The organism is Cryobacterium luteum (assembly GCF_900110125.1).
GTDB lineage: Bacteria > Actinomycetota > Actinomycetes > Actinomycetales > Microbacteriaceae > Cryobacterium > Cryobacterium luteum.
In genome coordinates this window covers 254,705-272,207 of sequence record NZ_FOCN01000003.1, presented here as the reverse complement: position 1 = coordinate 272,207, position 17,503 = coordinate 254,705, and the positions used below count along the sequence as shown (strand labels likewise).

Below are 17,503 nucleotides of genomic sequence, written 5' to 3'. Positions count from 1 at the left end.
CTGCCTTTCGCTCGCACCGGTCAGGGCGTGTTCTGCGGCGGCCCGGCCGTACACCGGGGCGAACTTGAACCCATGCGTACAACCAACGAGTTGGTTCCCCTGGCCGAAGTTCCGGCCGACCCGCCGGGTGTTTCAATTTGTGCTGGCGCTCGGCGAAAGGCCGATCTAGGCTGTTCGCATGGCAGCTGGTCCTTTGCCTGCCGGGTTGGACGGAAAAGCGTCGGATGCAATGCTGTCGCTGGGCCGTTTCTTCACGCGGTGGGAACAGACAGATGACGGCCGGGCGGTATTTCGCCAGGGTGGCCGTAAAGGAGACGTGTTCTACCGTGACCGGTGGAGCCACGACAAGGTGGTTAGGTCCACCCATGGCGTGAACTGCACGGGGTCGTGTTCGTGGAAGGTCTACGTGCGTGACGGCATCGTCACCTGGGAAGCCCAGCAGACGGACTACCCCTCGGTGGGTCCGGACAGCCCCGAGTACGAACCTCGCGGCTGCCCGCGCGGAGCGGCCTTCAGCTGGTACACCTACTCGCCGACTCGGGTGCGGTATCCCTACGCCCGCGGCGTTCTCGTCGACATGTACCGGGAGGCCAAGGCCCGACTGAATGACCCGGTGCGGGCCTGGGCGGATGTCGTGGGAGACCCCGAACGCCGTCGCCGCTACCAGCAGGCCCGCGGAAAAGGCGGCCTCGTACGCATTCCGTGGACGGAAGCGATCGAGATCACCGCCGCCGCCCACGTGCACACCATCAAGACCTACGGCCCGGACCGCTGCTCGGGTTTCTCGCCGATCCCAGCCATGTCAATGGTCTCCCACGCTGCCGGAAACCGTTTCATTCAGCTGATCGGCGGGGTCATGACGTCGTTCTACGACTGGTACGCCGACCTTCCGGTGGCCAGCCCACAGGTGTTCGGTGACCAGACCGACGTTCCCGAATCCGGCGACTGGTGGGATGCCACCTATCTCATGATGTGGGGTTCGAACGTGCCGGTGACGCGCACACCGGATGCCCACTGGATGACCGAGGTACGCTACCGCGGCACCAAAGTCGTCGCGATCAGCCCGGACTACGCCGACAACACCAAGTTCGCCGACGAATGGCTGCCCGCTCAGGCGGGAACGGATGCCGCCCTCGCGATGGCGATGGGCCACGTACTGCTCAAGGAATTCTTCGTCGACCGGAGCATCCCGTACTTTGAGGGGTATGTGCGCCGGTACACCGACCTGCCCTTTCTGGTGCGACTGGAGGAACACCCCGATGGGCAGGGCCTCGTGCCCACCAAGTTCCTCGTGGCGGCCGACCTGCCGGAGCAAGCGGGCACCGAGGGAGCCGCATTCAAAACAGTGCTGCTCGACGCGAACACCGGCCAGCCCGTCGTGCCGAACGGCTCGATCGGCTACCGCTACGGCGAAGCCGGGCAGGGCAAATGGAACCTCGACCTGGAGGGTGTCGACCCGGCGCTGAGCCTGCTCGACGAGGCGAACGGCGGGATGAACGGCGAGACCGCGAGCATCCGCCTGCCGTGTTTCGAAGCGCCGTCCGGTGAGGGATCCGTGCTCACCAGGGGAGTGCCGGTGCGCCGCGTCGCCGGGCACCTCGTGACGACGGTGTTCGACCTGATGCTGGCACAGTACGGGGTGGGCCGGCCCGGACTTCCGGGCGACTGGGCCACCGGCTACGACGACGTGTCAACGCCATACACGCCGGCCTGGCAGGCCGAGATCACGAGTGTTCCGGCCGAGGCGTGCATTCGGGTGGCGCGGGAATTCGCCCGCAACGCCGAAGAATCCAAGGGCCGGTCGATGATCATCATGGGTGCCGGTATCTGCCAGTGGTTCCACGGCGACGCGACCTACCGGGCTGTGCTGTCCCTGCTGATGCTCACCGGCTGCATGGGCCGCAACGGGGGCGGCTGGGCGCACTACGTCGGGCAGGAGAAGACCCGGCCGATCACCGGCTGGATCTCGCTCGCCAACGCGCTGGACTGGAGCCGCCCGCCGCGCACCATGATCGGCACCGGCTACTGGTACATGCACACCGACCAGTGGCGGTCAGACGGGTACTCGGCCGATTCGCTGAAATCGCCGCTCGCCACCGGCCACTTCGATGGCATGCATACCGCCGACACTCTGGCCCAGTCCGCGCGGCTCGGCTGGATGCCGTTCTACCCGCAGTTCGACCGCAACCCGCTCGACCTGGCCGATGAGGTGCAGGCAGCGATCGACCGCGGCGACACAACGGATGCCCCGCGGTACATCGCCGACGCGCTCACCAGTGGCCGACTCACCCCCGCCATCGACGACGTCGATGCCCCGGAGAATTGGCCGCGCACCCTCATGCTGTGGCGCTCGAACCTGTTCGGTTCCTCGGCCAAGGGCAACGAGTATTTTCTCAAGCATCTGCTCGGCACGCACCACAACGTGCTCGGCCAGGACCACGTGAACGCCGCCCGGCCCCGCGATGTCCTCTGGCGCGAAACCGCGCCAGAGGGCAAACTCGACCTGCTCGCATCGGCTGATTTTCGCATGACCTCGACTACCCTGCTGTCGGACATCGTATTTCCCGCTGCCACCTGGTACGAAAAGCACGACCTGTCCTCAACCGACATGCATCCGTTCGTGCACGCCTTCAGCCCGGCGATCGATCCGCCGTGGGAGGCCAAGACCGATTTCGACACCTTCCGCCTGCTCGCCGAAGAATTCTCCCGGCAGGCCCGGGTTCACCTCGGTACCCGGAAAGACCTGGTGAGCGTGCCACTGCAACACGACACACCCGGTGAGATCGCGCAGCCGGGCGGGGTCGTGCGGGACTGGCGGGACGCATCCGTTGCCGCAGTCCCGGGGCAGAACATGCCGGTCTTCTCGATCGTGGAACGCGACTACACCGCCATCGCCGAGAAGCTCGCGACCGTGGGGCCGCTCGCCGAACAGCGCGGTTTCACGGTGAAAAACGTGACCTACCGGCTGGAGCACGAGATCGAACGGCTCAAGGGCAGCAACGGGGTGATGCGGGGCGGTGCCGGTGACGGCCGGTCGGCGATCGACACCGACGCGAAATTCGCCCAGGCCATTCTGAGTTTCTCCGGAACGACCAACGGCGAACTGGCCGTACAGGGGTTTCGGGAGCTTGAAAAGCAGACCGGCATGCACCTCGTCGACCTCGCCACCGGCTCGGAGGAGAAACGCGTCACCTTCGCCCAGACCCAGGCCGCCCCGGTGCCGGTGATCACGTCACCGGAATGGTCGGGATCGGAAACCGGAGGCCGGCGCTACTCGCCGTTCACAATTAACGTGGAACGGCTCAAGCCCTGGCATACCCTCACCGGGCGTATGCACTTCTTTCTCGATCATGACTGGATGATCGACCTCGGCGAGGCCCTGCCCATCTACCGGCCACCGCTTGACATGCAGCGCCTGTTCGGCGAGCCCAAGTTCGGGCCGAACGGCACCACCGAGGTCACCGTGCGTTATCTCACGCCGCACTCGAAATGGTCGATCCATTCCGAGTATCAGGACAACCTGTTCATGCTGTCGCTGTCCCGCGGCGGCCCGACCGTGTGGATGAGTCCGATTGACGCGGCGTCGATCGAGGTTGCCGACAACGACTGGGTCGAGTGCGTCAGCATGAACGGTGTGCTCGTGGGCCGGGCCATCGTCAGCCACCGGATGCCGCAGGGCGTCGTCTACGTCTACCACGCGCAGGAGCGCACCATCGACGTACCCAAGTCCGAAGCCACCGGGCGGCGCGGCGGCATCCACAACTCGGTCAGCCGGCTGCTGGTGAAACCGACGCACCTGATCGGCGGCTACGCGCAGCTTTCCTATGCCTTCAACTACCTGGGGCCGACCGGCAACCAGCGAGACATGGTCTCAACCATTCGGCGACGTTCCCAGGAGGTGCGGTACTGATGCGCGTTATGGCTCAAATGGGCATGGTAATGAACCTCGACAAGTGCATCGGCTGCCATACCTGCTCGGTCACCTGCAAACAGGCGTGGACCAACCGCGCCGGCACCGAATACGTCTGGTTCAACAACGTGGAAACCCGGCCGGGGCAGGGCTATCCGCGCCGATATGAAGACCAGGAGAAGTGGCGGGGCGGGTGGAAGCTCAACAAGAAGGGGCGGCTCGCGCTGAATAGCGGCGGCCGCGTGGCCAAGCTGCTCGGGCTGTTCGCGAGCCCGGTGCAGCCCGAGCTGAAGGACTACTACGAGCCCTGGACCTACGACTACAAAACCCTCATCGATGCGCCGCTCGGCGATGACTTTCCCGTCGCGCGGCCGAAATCACTGATCACCGGCAAGGACACCCAGATCACCTGGTCGGCGAATTGGGACGACGACCTCGCCGGCGCTCCCGAGATGGGCCACCTCGACCCCATTGGCGAGAAGGTGCGTCGTGAATCCGAAGACAAGATCAAGTTCGCCTTCGAGCAGACCTTCATGTTCTACCTGCCGCGCATCTGCGAGCACTGTCTCAACCCGTCCTGCATGGCGTCGTGCCCGTCGGGCGCGATCTACAAGCGGGTCGAGGACGGCATCGTGCTGGTTGACCAGGACAAGTGTCGCGGTTGGCGTCAGTGCATCACCGGCTGCCCGTACAAGAAGATCTACTTCAACCACAAGACCGGCAAGGCCGAGAAGTGCACCTTCTGCTATCCCCGCGTCGAAATCGGGTTGCCCACGGTGTGCTCGGAAACCTGCGTGGGGCGGCTGCGCTACCTGGGCCTGTTTCTCTACGACGCCGATCGGGTGACGGATGCTGCAGCTGTCACCGACGAGACCGACCTCTACCAGTCGCAGATGGATCTGCTGCTCGACCCGAACGATCCCGCGGTGGCGGCTGCGGCATCCGCTCAGGGCATACCCGACGACTGGATCGACGCCGCCCGCCGGTCGCCGGTCTACGCCCTCGCCAAGGTGTACCAGGTCGCGTTGCCGCTGCACCCCGAATATCGCACCATGCCGATGGTCTGGTACGTGCCGCCGCTCTCGCCGATCGTGGATCTGCTCAGCGACCAGGGCCATGACGCTGAAGACAGCGGAACCCTGTTCGGCGCGATCGACGCCCTGCGCATTCCGGTCGAGTACCTCGCTGAGCTCTTTACCGCGGGCGACACCGATCTCATCACCGAAGTGTTGCGAAAACTCGCCGCGATGCGGGCGTACATGCGCGGCATCACCCTCGGTCAGCAAGCGGATGCCGCTATTCCGGCCTCCGTCGGAATGTCGCCGGAGTCGATGTACGAAATGTACCGGTTGATGGCCATCGCGAAATATGAGGAGCGTTACGTCATTCCGAAGGCGCACGTGGAGCAGGCGCACGATCTGGAAGAGATGGGCTGTTCCGTGGACTTCGAGGGCGGCCCCGGCATGTACGAGGACTCGCCGTTCGGCGAGGCGAGTGGACGGCCGACACCGGTAGCGGTCGAGAACTTCTACGCCCTGAAAGACCGGCAGACCTCCGACACGGCGAGCGGCGCGGCGACCTTGCGCAACCGGGTCAATCTGCTCAACTGGGACGGCAACGGGGCCCCGGCCGGCCTGTTTCCGGAGTCCCGCGATGTGCCGCGGGCGGCCGCGGCCTCCCCGGCCGACCTGGGCGGCCCGACTGCGGCCGGGGGATCCAGCCCGGGTTCCGGTGACTCCGCAGGCACGCCATGATGCGCGACCGGGTGGTCTATCAGGCCGCCGGCTGGTGCCTGTCCTATCCCGACGCCGAGCTGCTCGAACGGGTTGCGCTGATGCGCGCCGCCCTCGCCGAGCAGGGCCGCAAGGCGGCGACCTTCAACGACTTCTTCGCCTATCTCGCCGCCAGCGACGTCGGCTCACTGCAGCGCCGTTATGTGGAGACTTTCGACCTGAGCAAGCATCATCCGCTCTATCTGTCGTACTGGACTGACGGTGACACCCGCCGCCGCGGCGACGTGCTCGCCGCCTTCAAGAAGGTGTATCGGCAGACCGATTTTCTCACCAACACCCACGGCGAACTGCCCGATTTTCTGCCGCTCGTGCTCGAATTCGCGGCGATCGCCGACCCCGTCGCCGGACGAGAACTGCTGCGGCAGTACCGGCCAAGCCTCGAGCTGCTGCGGCTTGCCCTGATCGAGCACGGCTCACCGTACGGCCAGGTCGTCGCCGACGTCTGCGCCACCCTGCCCGGCGCCTCGCCGGCCGACCGGGAGGCGGTGCAGCGCATGGCCGGCTACGGTCCGCCGACCGAAACGGTCGGCCTCGAACCCTACGATCCGCGGCTGCTGCCGCTGAAGGGGGCCTGACGATGGACCTGCTGCTGTGGGGTGTGCTGCCCTATGTCATGGTCGCCATTCTGATCGGCGGCTCCATCTGGCGCTACCGCTACGACCAGTTCGGCTGGACGACCAGATCGTCGCAACTCTACGAGAGCCGGCTGCTGCGAATCGGCTCTCCAATCTTTCACTTCGGACTGCTCGCGGTCATCGCCGGTCACTTCTTCGGACTGGTGATCCCGATGGCCTGGACCCTTGCCGTGGGAATGAGTCAGGATTTCTACCACCTCAACGCCCTGCTCGTCGGCGGCGTCGCCGGGGTCGGTACCCTCGGCGGGATTCTCATTCTGATCTACCGTCGGCGCAAGACCGGGCCGGTATTCATGGCGACCACCCGCAATGACAAGGTCATGTACGTCGTGCTGACCGCAGCGATCGTGCTTGGCCTGTGGACCACCCTGGCGAGTGTGTTCGAAGGCGACCACGGGCACAACTACCGGGAGACTGTGGCGCCCTGGTTCCGCTCGCTGTTCATTTTTCAGCCGGACATCGCCGCGATGGCCGCTGCCCCATTCTCGTTCCACATCCACACCCTCGTCGGTATGCTGCTGTTCATCATCTGGCCCTTCACCCGGCTGGTGCACGCCTTCACCGCCCCGCTGCATTATCTGTTCCGGCCCTACATCGTCTACCGCACCCGCGACCAGGTACCCGGCGCGATCAGGCCGATCCGGCGGGGTTGGGCACCCATCGGCACCTCAGACCGAACGCGAGACAAGAAGTAGCCGTGGCTGAAACTCTGCGGGAACGTGCCAGGGCCAGCAAGGGGTTCAATCTCGTTCTCGCGACGTTGTCGTCTGTGGTGTGTTTTTGGGCGTGGACAAGCGTGGCGCCGCTCGGGGTGCGGTACAGCCTCGATCTGGAGTTGACGTCGACGCAGGCATCCATTTTGGTGGCGATGCCCGTCTTCGTCGGGTCGATCGGTCGTATTCCGGTGGGCGTACTGACGGATCGGTTCGGGGGACCGATCATGTTCACCGCGGTACTGTTGGGCACCGTGCCGGCGCTTCTGCTCGTTGCGCTGGCCGGAACCCTGGGGGTCTACTGGGCTCTCGTATTCTGCGCACTTCTGTTGGGCGTTGCCGGAACAGTCTTCGCCGTGGGGATACCGTTCGTGAGCACGTGGTACGAGCTGTCGCGGCGCGGCTTTGCCACCGGCATCTTCGGTGCGGGAATGGGGGGCACAGCCCTGTCCGCGTTCTTCACGCCGAGATTCGTCACGTGGTTCGGCTACATTCCCACCCACCTGATCCTGGCTGGCTTGCTGGTCGCGACCGCGGTCCTCGTGCGAACCTGCCTCGGGAATGCGCCGAGCTGGGTGTCCAACACCCAACCGTTCATTCCCAAGCTCCTCTCCGCCGCGAAACTCGGTGTGACCTGGCAGATGTGTTTTCTCTACGGTGTGGTCTTCGGCGGTTTCGTGGCGTTCTCGACCTATCTGCCCACCTACCTGCGCGATATCTACGATTTCGATCTGACAGCGGCGGGAACCCGCACGGCCGGCTTCGCCGTGGCTGCGGTTCTGCTGCGCCCGGTCGGTGGGATCCTCGCCGACCGGATCGGTCCCAAACCCGTCGTTATCGCGTCGCTGGCCGCCGTCGCCGTGCTCGCTTGGCTGGTCAATCTGCGCCCCGACGGCGAGATACCGGCCGGGCTGACCTTTGTGGCGATGGCGTCAGCCCTCGGGCTGGGAGCCGGCGGAGTCTTCGCCTGGTTGGGACGTAACGCGCCGCCCGACAAGGTCGGGTCGGTCAGCGGTATCGTCAGCGCGGCCGGCGGGCTCGGCGGCTACTTTCCCCCGCTCGTGATGGGGGCGACCTACAACGCCGCCGACAACAGCTACGCCATCGGTCTGCTCCTGCTGGCCGGGACTGCAGCCGTGGCACTGGTCTTCACCATCGTGGCCGTGCGCGAGCATCCCACCCAACCGGCGGGTTCCAGCCGTTGATCGGGTCATCGGGCCTCGATTCCGTTTACAGTGGGTGGTTTGGAGCGCACCAGTGAGAGGACAGCCATGAGCAGCACGTTCAGCAGGGAAGAAAAGGCCGCAATGCGGGCAGCGGCGGCCGAAGTGAAGGCCGCCAAGGCTGGCGCCGATCTGGAGGCTGCCTGTCTCGCCGCGATCGCCGAGATGACGGGAACGGATCACGAATTAGCCGAGACCCTACATCAGCTGGTCACGACGCACACGAGCCTCGGGGCGAAGACGTGGTACGGAATGCCGGCCTATGCCACCAGCGACGGCAAGGTGGTGGTGTTCTTTCAGAGTGCAGCCAAATTCAAGGTGCGCTATGCCACGATCGGCTTTCAACCAGACGCGAACCTCGACGAGGGTGATCTCTGGCCCACCTCCTATGCGGTCACGAAGTTGACCGCCGCGGATCAGAAGAAACTGGTGGCTCTGCTCGAAAAGGCTGTCGGCGAAAGCTAGCGCGGCAAGCCGATAAGCCGATAAGCCGATAAGCCGATAAGCCCATCGTGTTCGCCAACGATTAGGCCAGAATTACCTAGACAACTCTCAGCTTCGGGGATACTGTGCCCTCGTCGGCGTCTGTGTGCGTCGGCTCCTTCGGGACAGCACGATCCACGTCGCACTGGTGCGCCGCACACACGCAGTACTGGCTGACGCATCCACCAGTAATACCGTTCCTCCGCGACCCGTCGTGTTTTCTCGGACGATCACCCTGAAAGCCACACCGAGTCAAGGAGCACGTTGTGAAAAAGTTGGTCTTTACCGCCGTCGCCTGCGTCACCGCCGTCGCTTCGGCGATGGTCGCAGCCCCGGCATCCGCTGTGGAGATTCCCACTCTCGGGGGTCCCACGGTCTTAGCGAGCGGCCTATTCCTACCGCTCAGTCTGGGGGTCGGGGCGGGGGGCACCACCTACGTCTCGCAGAACGCACTGGGAGTGCTGACGAAGGTCAGCCCCGACGGCACGAGCAGTGTCGTGGCCAGCGCCAACCCCGGCGATGAGCTGGGCGCCGTATCGGTGCGCAGCGGCACGGTCTACTACTCCACCAACACCCAGGACCACACGGCATCGGCGCTCTACGCGATGCCCGTCGGTGGTATGTCCGCGCCACTCGCTGACCTTTACGCCTACGAGAGCACAGCTAACCCCGACCAGGTCAACACGTATGGCTTCGTCGACCTACCCCAGGCCTGCCTCGACCAATTCGACCCGGCGGCACCGACGGGTCCAGCTTCCTACGCCGGAATCGTCGACACCCACCCCTATGCGAGTCTCCCATTGGACGACGCCGTCTACGTGGCGGATGCCGGCGCGAACGCCATCCTAAAAGTCGGCTACGACGGAACGGTCAGTACGGCCGCCGTGCTCCCAGCCGGCGACCCCATCATGGTGACCCCTGAGATCGCCGCCGGTGTCGGATTTCCGGCCTGCACGGCAGGATTCGGTTACCGGTTTGAACCGGTACCGACCGACGTCGAGCAGGGGGGCGACGGCTGGCTCTACGTGACGAGCCTGCCCGGCGGTCCCGAAGACGCGAGCCTCGGCGCTCGCGGCGCGGTCTACCGATTCAACCCGGCCAACGGCGACGTGCAGTTCGTGAAGGGCGGGTTCGTCGGAGCGACTGACCTGGCCGTGTCCCAACGCACCGGACTGATCGCCGTGACTGAGCTGTTCGGAGGCCCCAACGGCACCGGACAGGTCTCCGTGTTTCACCCGACCCTGACCGAGCGGGTGTTGCAGATTCCGGTCACCTCACCGTCAGCGATCGAACTGGCCGGCAACAGCGTCTATGTCACGACAAACTCCTTCGTGGCCGACGCAACCGGGGCTCCGCAACCGATCGGCAAGGTCGTGAAACTCTCGGTGAGTCTCGGCGGCGACTAGGGCGCGGCATCCGCTGCACCTTCGGTGAAAGCGGGTGAATCGGCATCGGCCCCGGCCGTCGGCGATTCACCCGCTTCCTCTTTGCCGCCACACACTGGAACGCCGTCGGGCCGACACCCGTGCGGGATCCTGCCGAGGGCTGAACCATTCCTGGCTGTACCTCGTGGTAACTCCAGGGCCCCTACGCCTGCACGCCCGAACAGCGCAGCGTGTCATCGACAAGCACCACCTCATCACGCACCATCTCAGAGCAGGGCACCGAGAGAAGGAAGCAATCATGAACAGCAGAATTTGGCTCAAGCTCGGGCCGGTCGTCGGGGCGGTGGCCCTCAGCGCTCTCGCGTTGACCGGATGCTCGCAGGGAACGACGGCGCCGGCGGCCGACACGCCGAGCTCGTCGAGCGAGGAGGCCGAACCGGCCGCCGAGGCGACGCTCGCTACCGCCGATAGTTCGCTCGGCACGATCGTCGTCGATTCAGCGGGAATGACCCTGTACGTTTTCGACAAGGACGTCGCGGACTCGGGAAAGAGTACCTGTGAGGGCGAGTGTCTCGTGAAATGGCCCGCAGTCGTCGCCGACTCGGACACTCCCGTCGTTGACGGTGTCACCGGAACGGTCGGCGTCATCACCCGCACGGACGGCACCAAGCAGGTCACGCTCGACGGCCTGCCCCTGTATTACTGGGCTGGCGACGCTGCGGCCGGTGACACCACCGGTCAGGCCGTCGGCGGCGTCTGGTGGGTGGTCGCGCCCAACGGCGACAAGATCGCCGGCTGACGCGATCCCACCAGTAGTCTCTCGCAGATCACCGCGCCCATCGTCACCGTGAAGTCGATGGGCGCGGCGCTGTCTCCGGCACGGGTGCTGCCGATGGGCGCGGCTGCGCGGTTCCGTGAGGCAGCCGTCACCGTGAAGTCGATGGGCGCGGCGCTGTCTCCGGCACCGGAGAGCGATGGGCGCGGCTGCGCGGTTCCGTGAGGCAGCCGTCACCGTGAAGTCGATGGGCGCGGCGCTGCCAGAGGCAACGGGGCAGAATAGTGAGGTGTATGTATTGGTTCGGCAAGCGAGCGGCGGGGAATTCCTCCTCGACACCCTCGACGACGCCGGCACTCCGATAGCGGAGCCCCTTCGTCTCTCCCCGGCCGCATTTTCATCGTTCGTCTCCTCGGTCGAACCGAGTAGCGCCGCGCCGCGCTGGGTCTGGGAGGACACCGCCCACGTCTATCCGGCGCTGCTCGCCGGCGGAATCCGAGTGCAACGCTGCCACGATCTTCGCCTGTGCCATGTGATTTTGAAGAATTCGGCTCTGACCGCGACGACTGATCTCGCCCTGGCCGCGCCGGGTCGCTGGGACCTCGCGAGCTCAACAGTGAACGACCTCGCAGAACCGCGGGCGACACTCTTCGACTTCGACGCCACCTCTACCGATGACGGCGCCGATGAATCCGCCCTGCGGGAGTTTCGCCGGCAACTCGAGGCCGTGGCATCCGCTGCCGAACCGGGACGGCTGCGTCTGCTGCTCGCCGCCGAGTCCGCCGGGGCGCTCATCGCCGCGGAGATGCGCTACGCCGGGCTGCCCTGGCGCACCGACGTGCACGATCTCCTCCTCACTCGGGAACTGGGGACGCGGGTTGCACCGGGCGTTCGGCCGGAGCAACTGGAGGGGCTGGCGCAGCGCATCCGCTTCGAACTGGATGATGCCGCGCTCAACCCCGATTCACCGCAGGATCTGTTCAAGGCGCTGCAGCGGGCGGGCCTCGCGGTGACGTCAACGCGCGGGTGGGAGCTGAAAAAACTCCAGCATCCGGTCATCGAACCTCTTCTGCAGTACAAAAAGCTGTCCCGGTTGCTCAGCGCCAATGGCTGGGCGTGGATGGAATCCTGGGTTGTCGACGGCCGGTTCCACCCCGACTATGTGCCGGGCGGAGTTGTGACCGGCCGCTGGGCGACCCGCGGCGGCGGAGCGCTGCAGCTGCCCAGACAGATTCGCGGTGCTGTCGTCGCCGACGACGGCTGGAAACTCGTCGTCGCCGATGCCGCCCAGCTCGAACCTCGTATTCTCGCCGCGCTGGCGCAGGATCCGAGCATGGCGCGGGCCGGTCGCGGCACCGATCTGTACGCCGGAATCGTGTCGAGTGGCGTCGTCGAAACGCGCGACCATGCCAAGGTCGCCATGCTCGGCGCCATGTACGGAGCCACGACGGGGGAGAGCGGCCGTCTCATGCCCCGGCTGGCCCGCGCCTACCCCCTGGCCATCGCGCTGACCGAATCGGCGGCCCGCGCCGGGGAACGCGGCGAGGTCGTGACCACCCGCCTCGGGCGCTCATCACCGACACCCCCACCGGGCTGGCACGAGACTCAAGCGAGGGCGTACGATCCGGCCGCCACGGGCACCGACGAAAGGCGCGCTCGCAGCCAGGCGCGCGATTGGGGACGCTTCACCCGCAACTTCATCGTTCAGGGCAGCGCCGCCGAGTGGGCGCTGTGCTGGATGGCAGAGATCCGACGCGAGCTCACCGCCCTCACCAGAGCGGATGTCCCGCCCGCGGCGGCAGGCGAGTACGCTGCACCCGCCGCAGCATCTGGTCCTCCGGGGGCTCGCGCTCCCTTCGACAGCGCGCCGCACCTGGTGTTCTTTCTGCACGACGAAGTCATCGTGCACACCCCAGCCGTGCACGCCGACGCCGTGGCCCACATCATCACGACCGCCGCAGACACGGCCGGGCGGTTGCTGTTCGGCGACTTTCCCGTGGATTTCATGCTCACCGTGGCCACCGTCGACAACTACGCCGAGGCCAAATAGCGCGAGCGCCGTGCAACCAGTCCTTGTAGAAGCACAGCTGGCTGGGGCATAATGACGCTACCGGCTCGCAGGGTTCCCGCGGCCGAACAATTTCACATTAGCCATCGTGCCGAGCACTGAGTTGAAAAATTCGACGTTGTGAAGCACGGTCGTTCCGAGGTCGTTGGGGAAGACGCACCTACTAGGAACGGAGAAACGCGATGGACGCAACACTCAACCGTCGGGCACCGATTGCACGGGGGGTGCTTTTTATGCACTCTTCTCCACGCGCCGTGTGCCCGCACGTCGAATGGTCGGCTGGCCGTGCCCTCGGTGAGGCCGTGAATTTCGACTGGTCGGAACAGCCGGCTCTGCCCGGCTCCTTCCGGGCCGAGTATTACTGGGAGGGAGCGCCGGGTACCGGCGCCGCACTCGCATCCGCTCTGCGCGGCTGGGAACAGCTGCGCTTCGAAGTCACCGAAGACGCCGGCCCCGATTCGGACGGCGGCCGGTGGCTGCACACGCCCGAACTCGGCATCTTCTATGCGCAGACCGACAGTGTGGGCAATGTCGTCGTGCCGGAAGACCGTATCCGATCGGCCATGGACAGTGCCGGGGCGAACGCCATCGAACTGCACCGCCAGCTGCGCCTGGCCCTCGGGCAATCCTGGGACGACGAACTGGAACCGTTTCGGCAGGCGAGCGACCTGAACGCGGTGGTCTGGCTTCATCAGGTGGGCTGATCGGCGGATGCCCCTATGCGTGCGGTTCGCCCGCGGCGGCGCGGCCTGTCGTCCGGTGACCTTCCCGGCGGCAATCCCGCGAAGTCACAGCCGGGCCCCTGTTCCGGCCAGGCACGGTGAATCGCCAGACAGAAATGACCCCGTCCGAACCCGGACGGGGTCATTGCCCTGCAGCAGGGATCAGACGGAGCGGAACGCCACGACGGCGTTGTGGCCGCCGAACCCGAAGGAGTTGCTCAGCGCGAGCAGGTCGCCGGCCGGAAGGGCACGCGGTGTGGTTACCACGTCGAGCGGGATTTCCGGATCCTGCGACGTGAGGTTGATCGTCGGCGGCGCAGTGCGCTCGGCGAGGGCCTTCACCGTGAAGAACGCTTCGAGCGCGCCCGCTCCACCGAGCAGGTGGCCGGTCGATGCTTTCGTCGCCGACACCGGGATGCCGTCAAGCAGGTCTCCGAACACGCGCTTGAGGGCGTTGTACTCGGCGATGTCACCGACCGGGGTGCTCGTGGCGTGCACGTTGATGTGGGACACGTCCTGGAGTGTTGCCCCGGCATTCTCAATGGTCGACACCATCGCGCGGGCGGCAGCCGATCCTTCCGGATCCGGTGCGGTCACATGGTACGCATCGCTGTTGACGACGCCGCCGAGGAGCTCGGCGTAGATGTGGGCGCCGCGGGCCTTCGCGTGCTCTTCGGTTTCGATGACGAGGGCGGCAGCGCCCTCACCGAGAACGAAGCCGTCCCGGGTCACGTCGTACGGTCGGCTCGCGGTGGCCGGGTCGTCATTGCGCGTCGACAGGGCGTGCATTGCAGCGAAGGAGGCAATCGGCAGCGGGTGGATCGCGGCCTCTGACCCTCCGGCAATGACGACGTCGGCCAGTCCGGCCTGCAGGCGGTTGTAAGCGTTGATGAGGGCTTCGGTGCTGGAGGCGCACGCGGAGACGACTGTGGTGATGCCGGCGCGGGCGTGCAGGTCCATTCCGATGGCCGCTCCCGGGCCGTTCGGCATGAGCATCGGCACGGTCATGGGCAGCACGCGGCGCGGGCCGCGTTCGCGCAGGGTGTCCCACGCGTCCAGCAGGGTCCACACTCCGCCGATTCCGGTTGCCCAGTCGACGGCGAGGCGCTCTGGCTCGACCTCGGGTGAGCCGGCATCGGCCCAGGCTTCACGTCCGGCGATCAGGGCGAATTGGCTGGACGGGTCGAGGCGCTTGACCTCAAATCGCTGCAACACATCGACGGTTTTAACGCGCGCCTGTGCGGCAAAAGTTACGGGGATCGCCGTTTCAGTGACCCAGGCGTGCTCGAGGGTCGTGGCGCCCGATTCGCCGGCCAAAAGGGCCGTCCAGGTGTCGACCGCTGTACCGCCGAGTGGCGTAGTGGCACCGATACCGGTAATAACGATTTTCTTGGTCATAAGTCAACTCTCCATGGAACGACAAACGTGTGGGCCGGTGCGTTCGGCACCAGCCCAATGAACAGGTCGGCCGATTTCCGACCGACCTGGTTCAGGCCTGGGCCTAGTCCTGTGCCTTCACGATGAACTCGACGGCGTCGCCGACGGTCTTGAGGTTCTTGACCTCTTCGTCGGGGATCTTCACGTCGAACTTCTCTTCTGCGTTGACGACAATGGTCATCATCGAGATGGAGTCGATGTCCAAGTCGTCGGTGAACGACTTGCCCAGCTCAACCGTGTCGGTTGCGATTCCGGTCTCGTCGTTGATGAGCTCGGCCAGGCCGGTCAGAACTTCTTCGGTGGACAATGCCATGTTATTTCTCCTTGAGGGTGTCTCGGTTGACCGAGAACTAGTTTAGGGGGTGGGCAGGTTAGGGCAGCACAACGACTTGCGCGCCGAACACGAGTCCGGCACCGAAGCCGATCTGCAGTGCGAGTCCGCCGCTGAGTTCCGGGTGTTCCTCGAGCAGGCGATGGGTGGCAAGCGGAATGGAGGCCGACGAGGTGTTGCCGGTGGTGGCAACGTCGCGGGCGATGACCACGGATTCGGGCAGCTTGAGCTGCTTGGCGAACTCGTCGATGATGCGCATGTTGGCCTGGTGCGGAATGAACGCGGCCAGGTCCGCGCTTTCGATTCCCGCGACCTCGAGGGCCTTCTTGGCCACCTTGGCCATGTCCCAGACAGCCCAGCGGAAGACTGCGGGGCCTTCCTGGCGCAGGGTCGGCCAGGCGGCTTCGCCGCGGCGATATTCCTGCAGGGTGTGGTCCATCTGGATTGTCTCGGCCTTGGACCCGTCGGAGCCCCAGACAGTGGTCGAAATTCCGGGGTAGTCGCTCGGCCCGATGACGACGGCGCCGGCGCCGTCGCCGAGGAGGAACGAGATGCTCCGGTCGGTCGGGTCGACGAGTTCGGAAAGCTTCTCCGCGCCGATCACGAGTGCAAAATGCGCGGCACCGGTGCGAATCAGGGCATCCGCTTGGGCGATGGCATAGGCATAGCCGGCGCAGGCAGCATTGATGTCGTAGGCAGCGGCCGGGTTGGTGCCGACCCGGTCGGCCACCACGGCGGCGATCGACGGAGTCTGACGGCCGTTACTGATGGTGGCGACGATGACGGCGTCGATGAGAGCCGGGTCGACACCACTTCTCTCGATGGCTTCGCGCGCGGCGTCGGTGGCGAGGTCGACGGCGCCGACGTCCTGGCCGGACCGGGCACGCGTGATGATTCCGGTGCGCTGCTGAATCCACTCGTCCGACGAATCGATGGCCTCGACGAGGTCGGCATTGGGAACGAGGTTCTCACCGCGGGCAGCGCCCACGGACAGGATGCGGGTGTACTGCGGTCCGTGGGACTGCTGAAGTGTGGGCTTTGGCATTGTCTCTCTCGTTACATTCTCTCGTGCTGGCGAATTCACTGCTGGTCGATCATGGCCCAGGCGGCGGGTAGGTCGTCCGGGGTCTTGATGGCGACGCTGGGGACGCCTTTGAGGCCTCGCTTCGCGAGACCGACGAGGGCGCCAGCGGGCGCAACCTCGATGATTCCGGTGACTCCCGCCGCGGCGAAAGCCTCCATGCACCTGTCCCACCGTACCGGCGACGACACCTGGCCGACGAGCAGGTCCACAAAACGGATGCCGTCGCTCACCCGGCTGCCGTCGCGGTTGGTCCAGATGGGGAGGTTCGGATCGGTGGGGTGCAGCGAGTCGGCGACGACAGTCATCCGTTCGACGGCCGGCTTCATATAACGGGTGTGGAATGCACCGGCGACCTGCAACGGGATGACGCGGGCGCGGTGCGGGGGAGTCGCGGCGAGAACGGCGAGGGCGTCGAGGGCTCCAGCGACCACGATCTGGCCACTGCCGTTGAAGTTGGCCGGTTCCAGTTTGAGCTCGTCGAGTCGGGCCAGGAGCTCGGTCTCGTCGGCGCCGATCACCGCGCTCATGCCGGTGGGCACGAGGGCGGCGGCGGCCTGCATGGCCAGACCGCGCTCACGCACGAACCGTATTGCGTCGGCGGTGTTCAGAATGCCGGCCCCGGCAGCGGCGGTCAGCTCGCCCACGGAGTGCCCAGCGATCCCGGCGATGCGGTCGCGGCGATCCGGCGTGAGCAGCGCTTCGAGGGTGAGGATGCCGGCCGCCACGATGAGGGGCTGGGCGATCGCCGTGTCACGAATGGTCTCGGCGTCACTGACCGTGCCGTGGGCGACGAGGTCCAGGTCGAGGTCAGTGGAGATCTGCCGCAGGCCGGCACTGAAGGCGGGCAGGGCCAGCCAGGGTTCGAGGAATCCGGGAGTTTGGGAGCCCTGACCCGGGCAGACGACAACGATCACTTAGTTAGTCTTCCAATCTGAGGGTGCGAA

The 17,503-nt window shown here is 65.8% G+C and carries 14 protein-coding genes; 10 read left to right on the top strand and 4 right to left on the bottom strand.

Annotated elements, in window-relative coordinates:
• The first annotated feature begins 178 nt into the window (after positions 1–178).
• The 10 genes from BMW72_RS05530 (at position 179) to BMW72_RS05485 (ending at position 13,689) form a co-directional block, all read left to right on the top strand.
• Entirely contained in the window at positions 179–3,910 is a 3,732-nt protein-coding gene (locus BMW72_RS05530) for a nitrate reductase subunit alpha (RefSeq protein WP_092108079.1), read from the top strand.
• Positions 3,910–5,664: a nitrate reductase subunit beta gene (narH, locus tag BMW72_RS05525; RefSeq protein WP_092108077.1), complete on the top strand. Its 1,755-nt coding sequence runs from the start codon at positions 3,910–3,912 to the stop codon at positions 5,662–5,664. Before BMW72_RS05530 ends, narH begins: the two co-directional genes overlap by 1 nt.
• Complete coding sequence (gene narJ / locus BMW72_RS05520; protein WP_092108075.1) at positions 5,661–6,278, top strand: nitrate reductase molybdenum cofactor assembly chaperone; 618 nt, start codon at positions 5,661–5,663, stop codon at positions 6,276–6,278. Before narH ends, narJ begins: the two co-directional genes overlap by 4 nt.
• Positions 6,279–6,280: 2 nt before the next feature.
• Entirely contained in the window at positions 6,281–7,033 is a 753-nt protein-coding gene (narI, locus tag BMW72_RS05515; protein WP_092108073.1) for a respiratory nitrate reductase subunit gamma, read from the top strand.
• Positions 7,034–7,035: 2 nt separating this feature from the next.
• A complete protein-coding gene (locus BMW72_RS05510; RefSeq protein WP_092108071.1) occupies positions 7,036–8,256 on the top strand; it encodes an MFS transporter in 1,221 nt (406 codons plus the stop codon).
• Positions 8,257–8,322: 66 nt separating this feature from the next.
• On the top strand, positions 8,323–8,739 hold the full coding sequence (locus BMW72_RS05505; protein WP_092108069.1) for a hypothetical protein: 417 nt from the start codon (positions 8,323–8,325) through the stop codon (positions 8,737–8,739).
• A gap of 284 nt (positions 8,740–9,023) precedes the next feature.
• The gene (locus tag BMW72_RS05500) at positions 9,024–10,163 is read left to right on the top strand and encodes a ScyD/ScyE family protein (protein ID WP_092108067.1); all 1,140 of its coding nucleotides are present in this window, start codon (positions 9,024–9,026) and stop codon (positions 10,161–10,163) included.
• 277 nt (positions 10,164–10,440) lie between these two features.
• Entirely contained in the window at positions 10,441–10,941 is a 501-nt protein-coding gene (locus BMW72_RS05495) for a COG4315 family predicted lipoprotein (RefSeq protein WP_092108065.1), read from the top strand.
• Between the two features lie 265 nt (positions 10,942–11,206).
• On the top strand, positions 11,207–12,967 hold the full coding sequence (locus BMW72_RS05490) for a bifunctional 3'-5' exonuclease/DNA polymerase (protein ID WP_241983856.1): 1,761 nt from the start codon (positions 11,207–11,209) through the stop codon (positions 12,965–12,967).
• Positions 12,968–13,218: 251 nt separating this feature from the next.
• On the top strand, positions 13,219–13,689 hold the full coding sequence (locus BMW72_RS05485; RefSeq protein WP_241983850.1) for a DUF3145 domain-containing protein: 471 nt from the start codon (positions 13,219–13,221) through the stop codon (positions 13,687–13,689).
• 180 nt (positions 13,690–13,869) lie between these two features.
• On the opposite strand, the gene BMW72_RS05480 is transcribed toward BMW72_RS05485, so the two are convergent.
• From BMW72_RS05480 to BMW72_RS05465, 4 genes are all read right to left on the bottom strand, one after another.
• Positions 13,870–15,105 (bottom strand): beta-ketoacyl-[acyl-carrier-protein] synthase family protein, encoded by a 1,236-nt coding sequence (locus tag BMW72_RS05480; protein ID WP_092108061.1) that lies wholly within the window; start codon positions 15,103–15,105, stop codon positions 13,870–13,872.
• A gap of 103 nt (positions 15,106–15,208) precedes the next feature.
• Positions 15,209–15,457, bottom strand: a complete 249-nt coding sequence (locus tag BMW72_RS05475) for an acyl carrier protein (RefSeq protein ID WP_092108059.1) — start codon at positions 15,455–15,457, stop codon at positions 15,209–15,211.
• 58 nt (positions 15,458–15,515) lie between these two features.
• Complete coding sequence (locus tag BMW72_RS05470) at positions 15,516–16,520, bottom strand: beta-ketoacyl-ACP synthase III (RefSeq protein ID WP_092108057.1); 1,005 nt, start codon at positions 16,518–16,520, stop codon at positions 15,516–15,518.
• 35 nt (positions 16,521–16,555) lie between these two features.
• On the bottom strand, positions 16,556–17,473 hold the full coding sequence (locus BMW72_RS05465; protein WP_092108055.1) for an ACP S-malonyltransferase: 918 nt from the start codon (positions 17,471–17,473) through the stop codon (positions 16,556–16,558).
• Between the last annotated feature and the right edge of the window lie 30 nt (positions 17,474–17,503).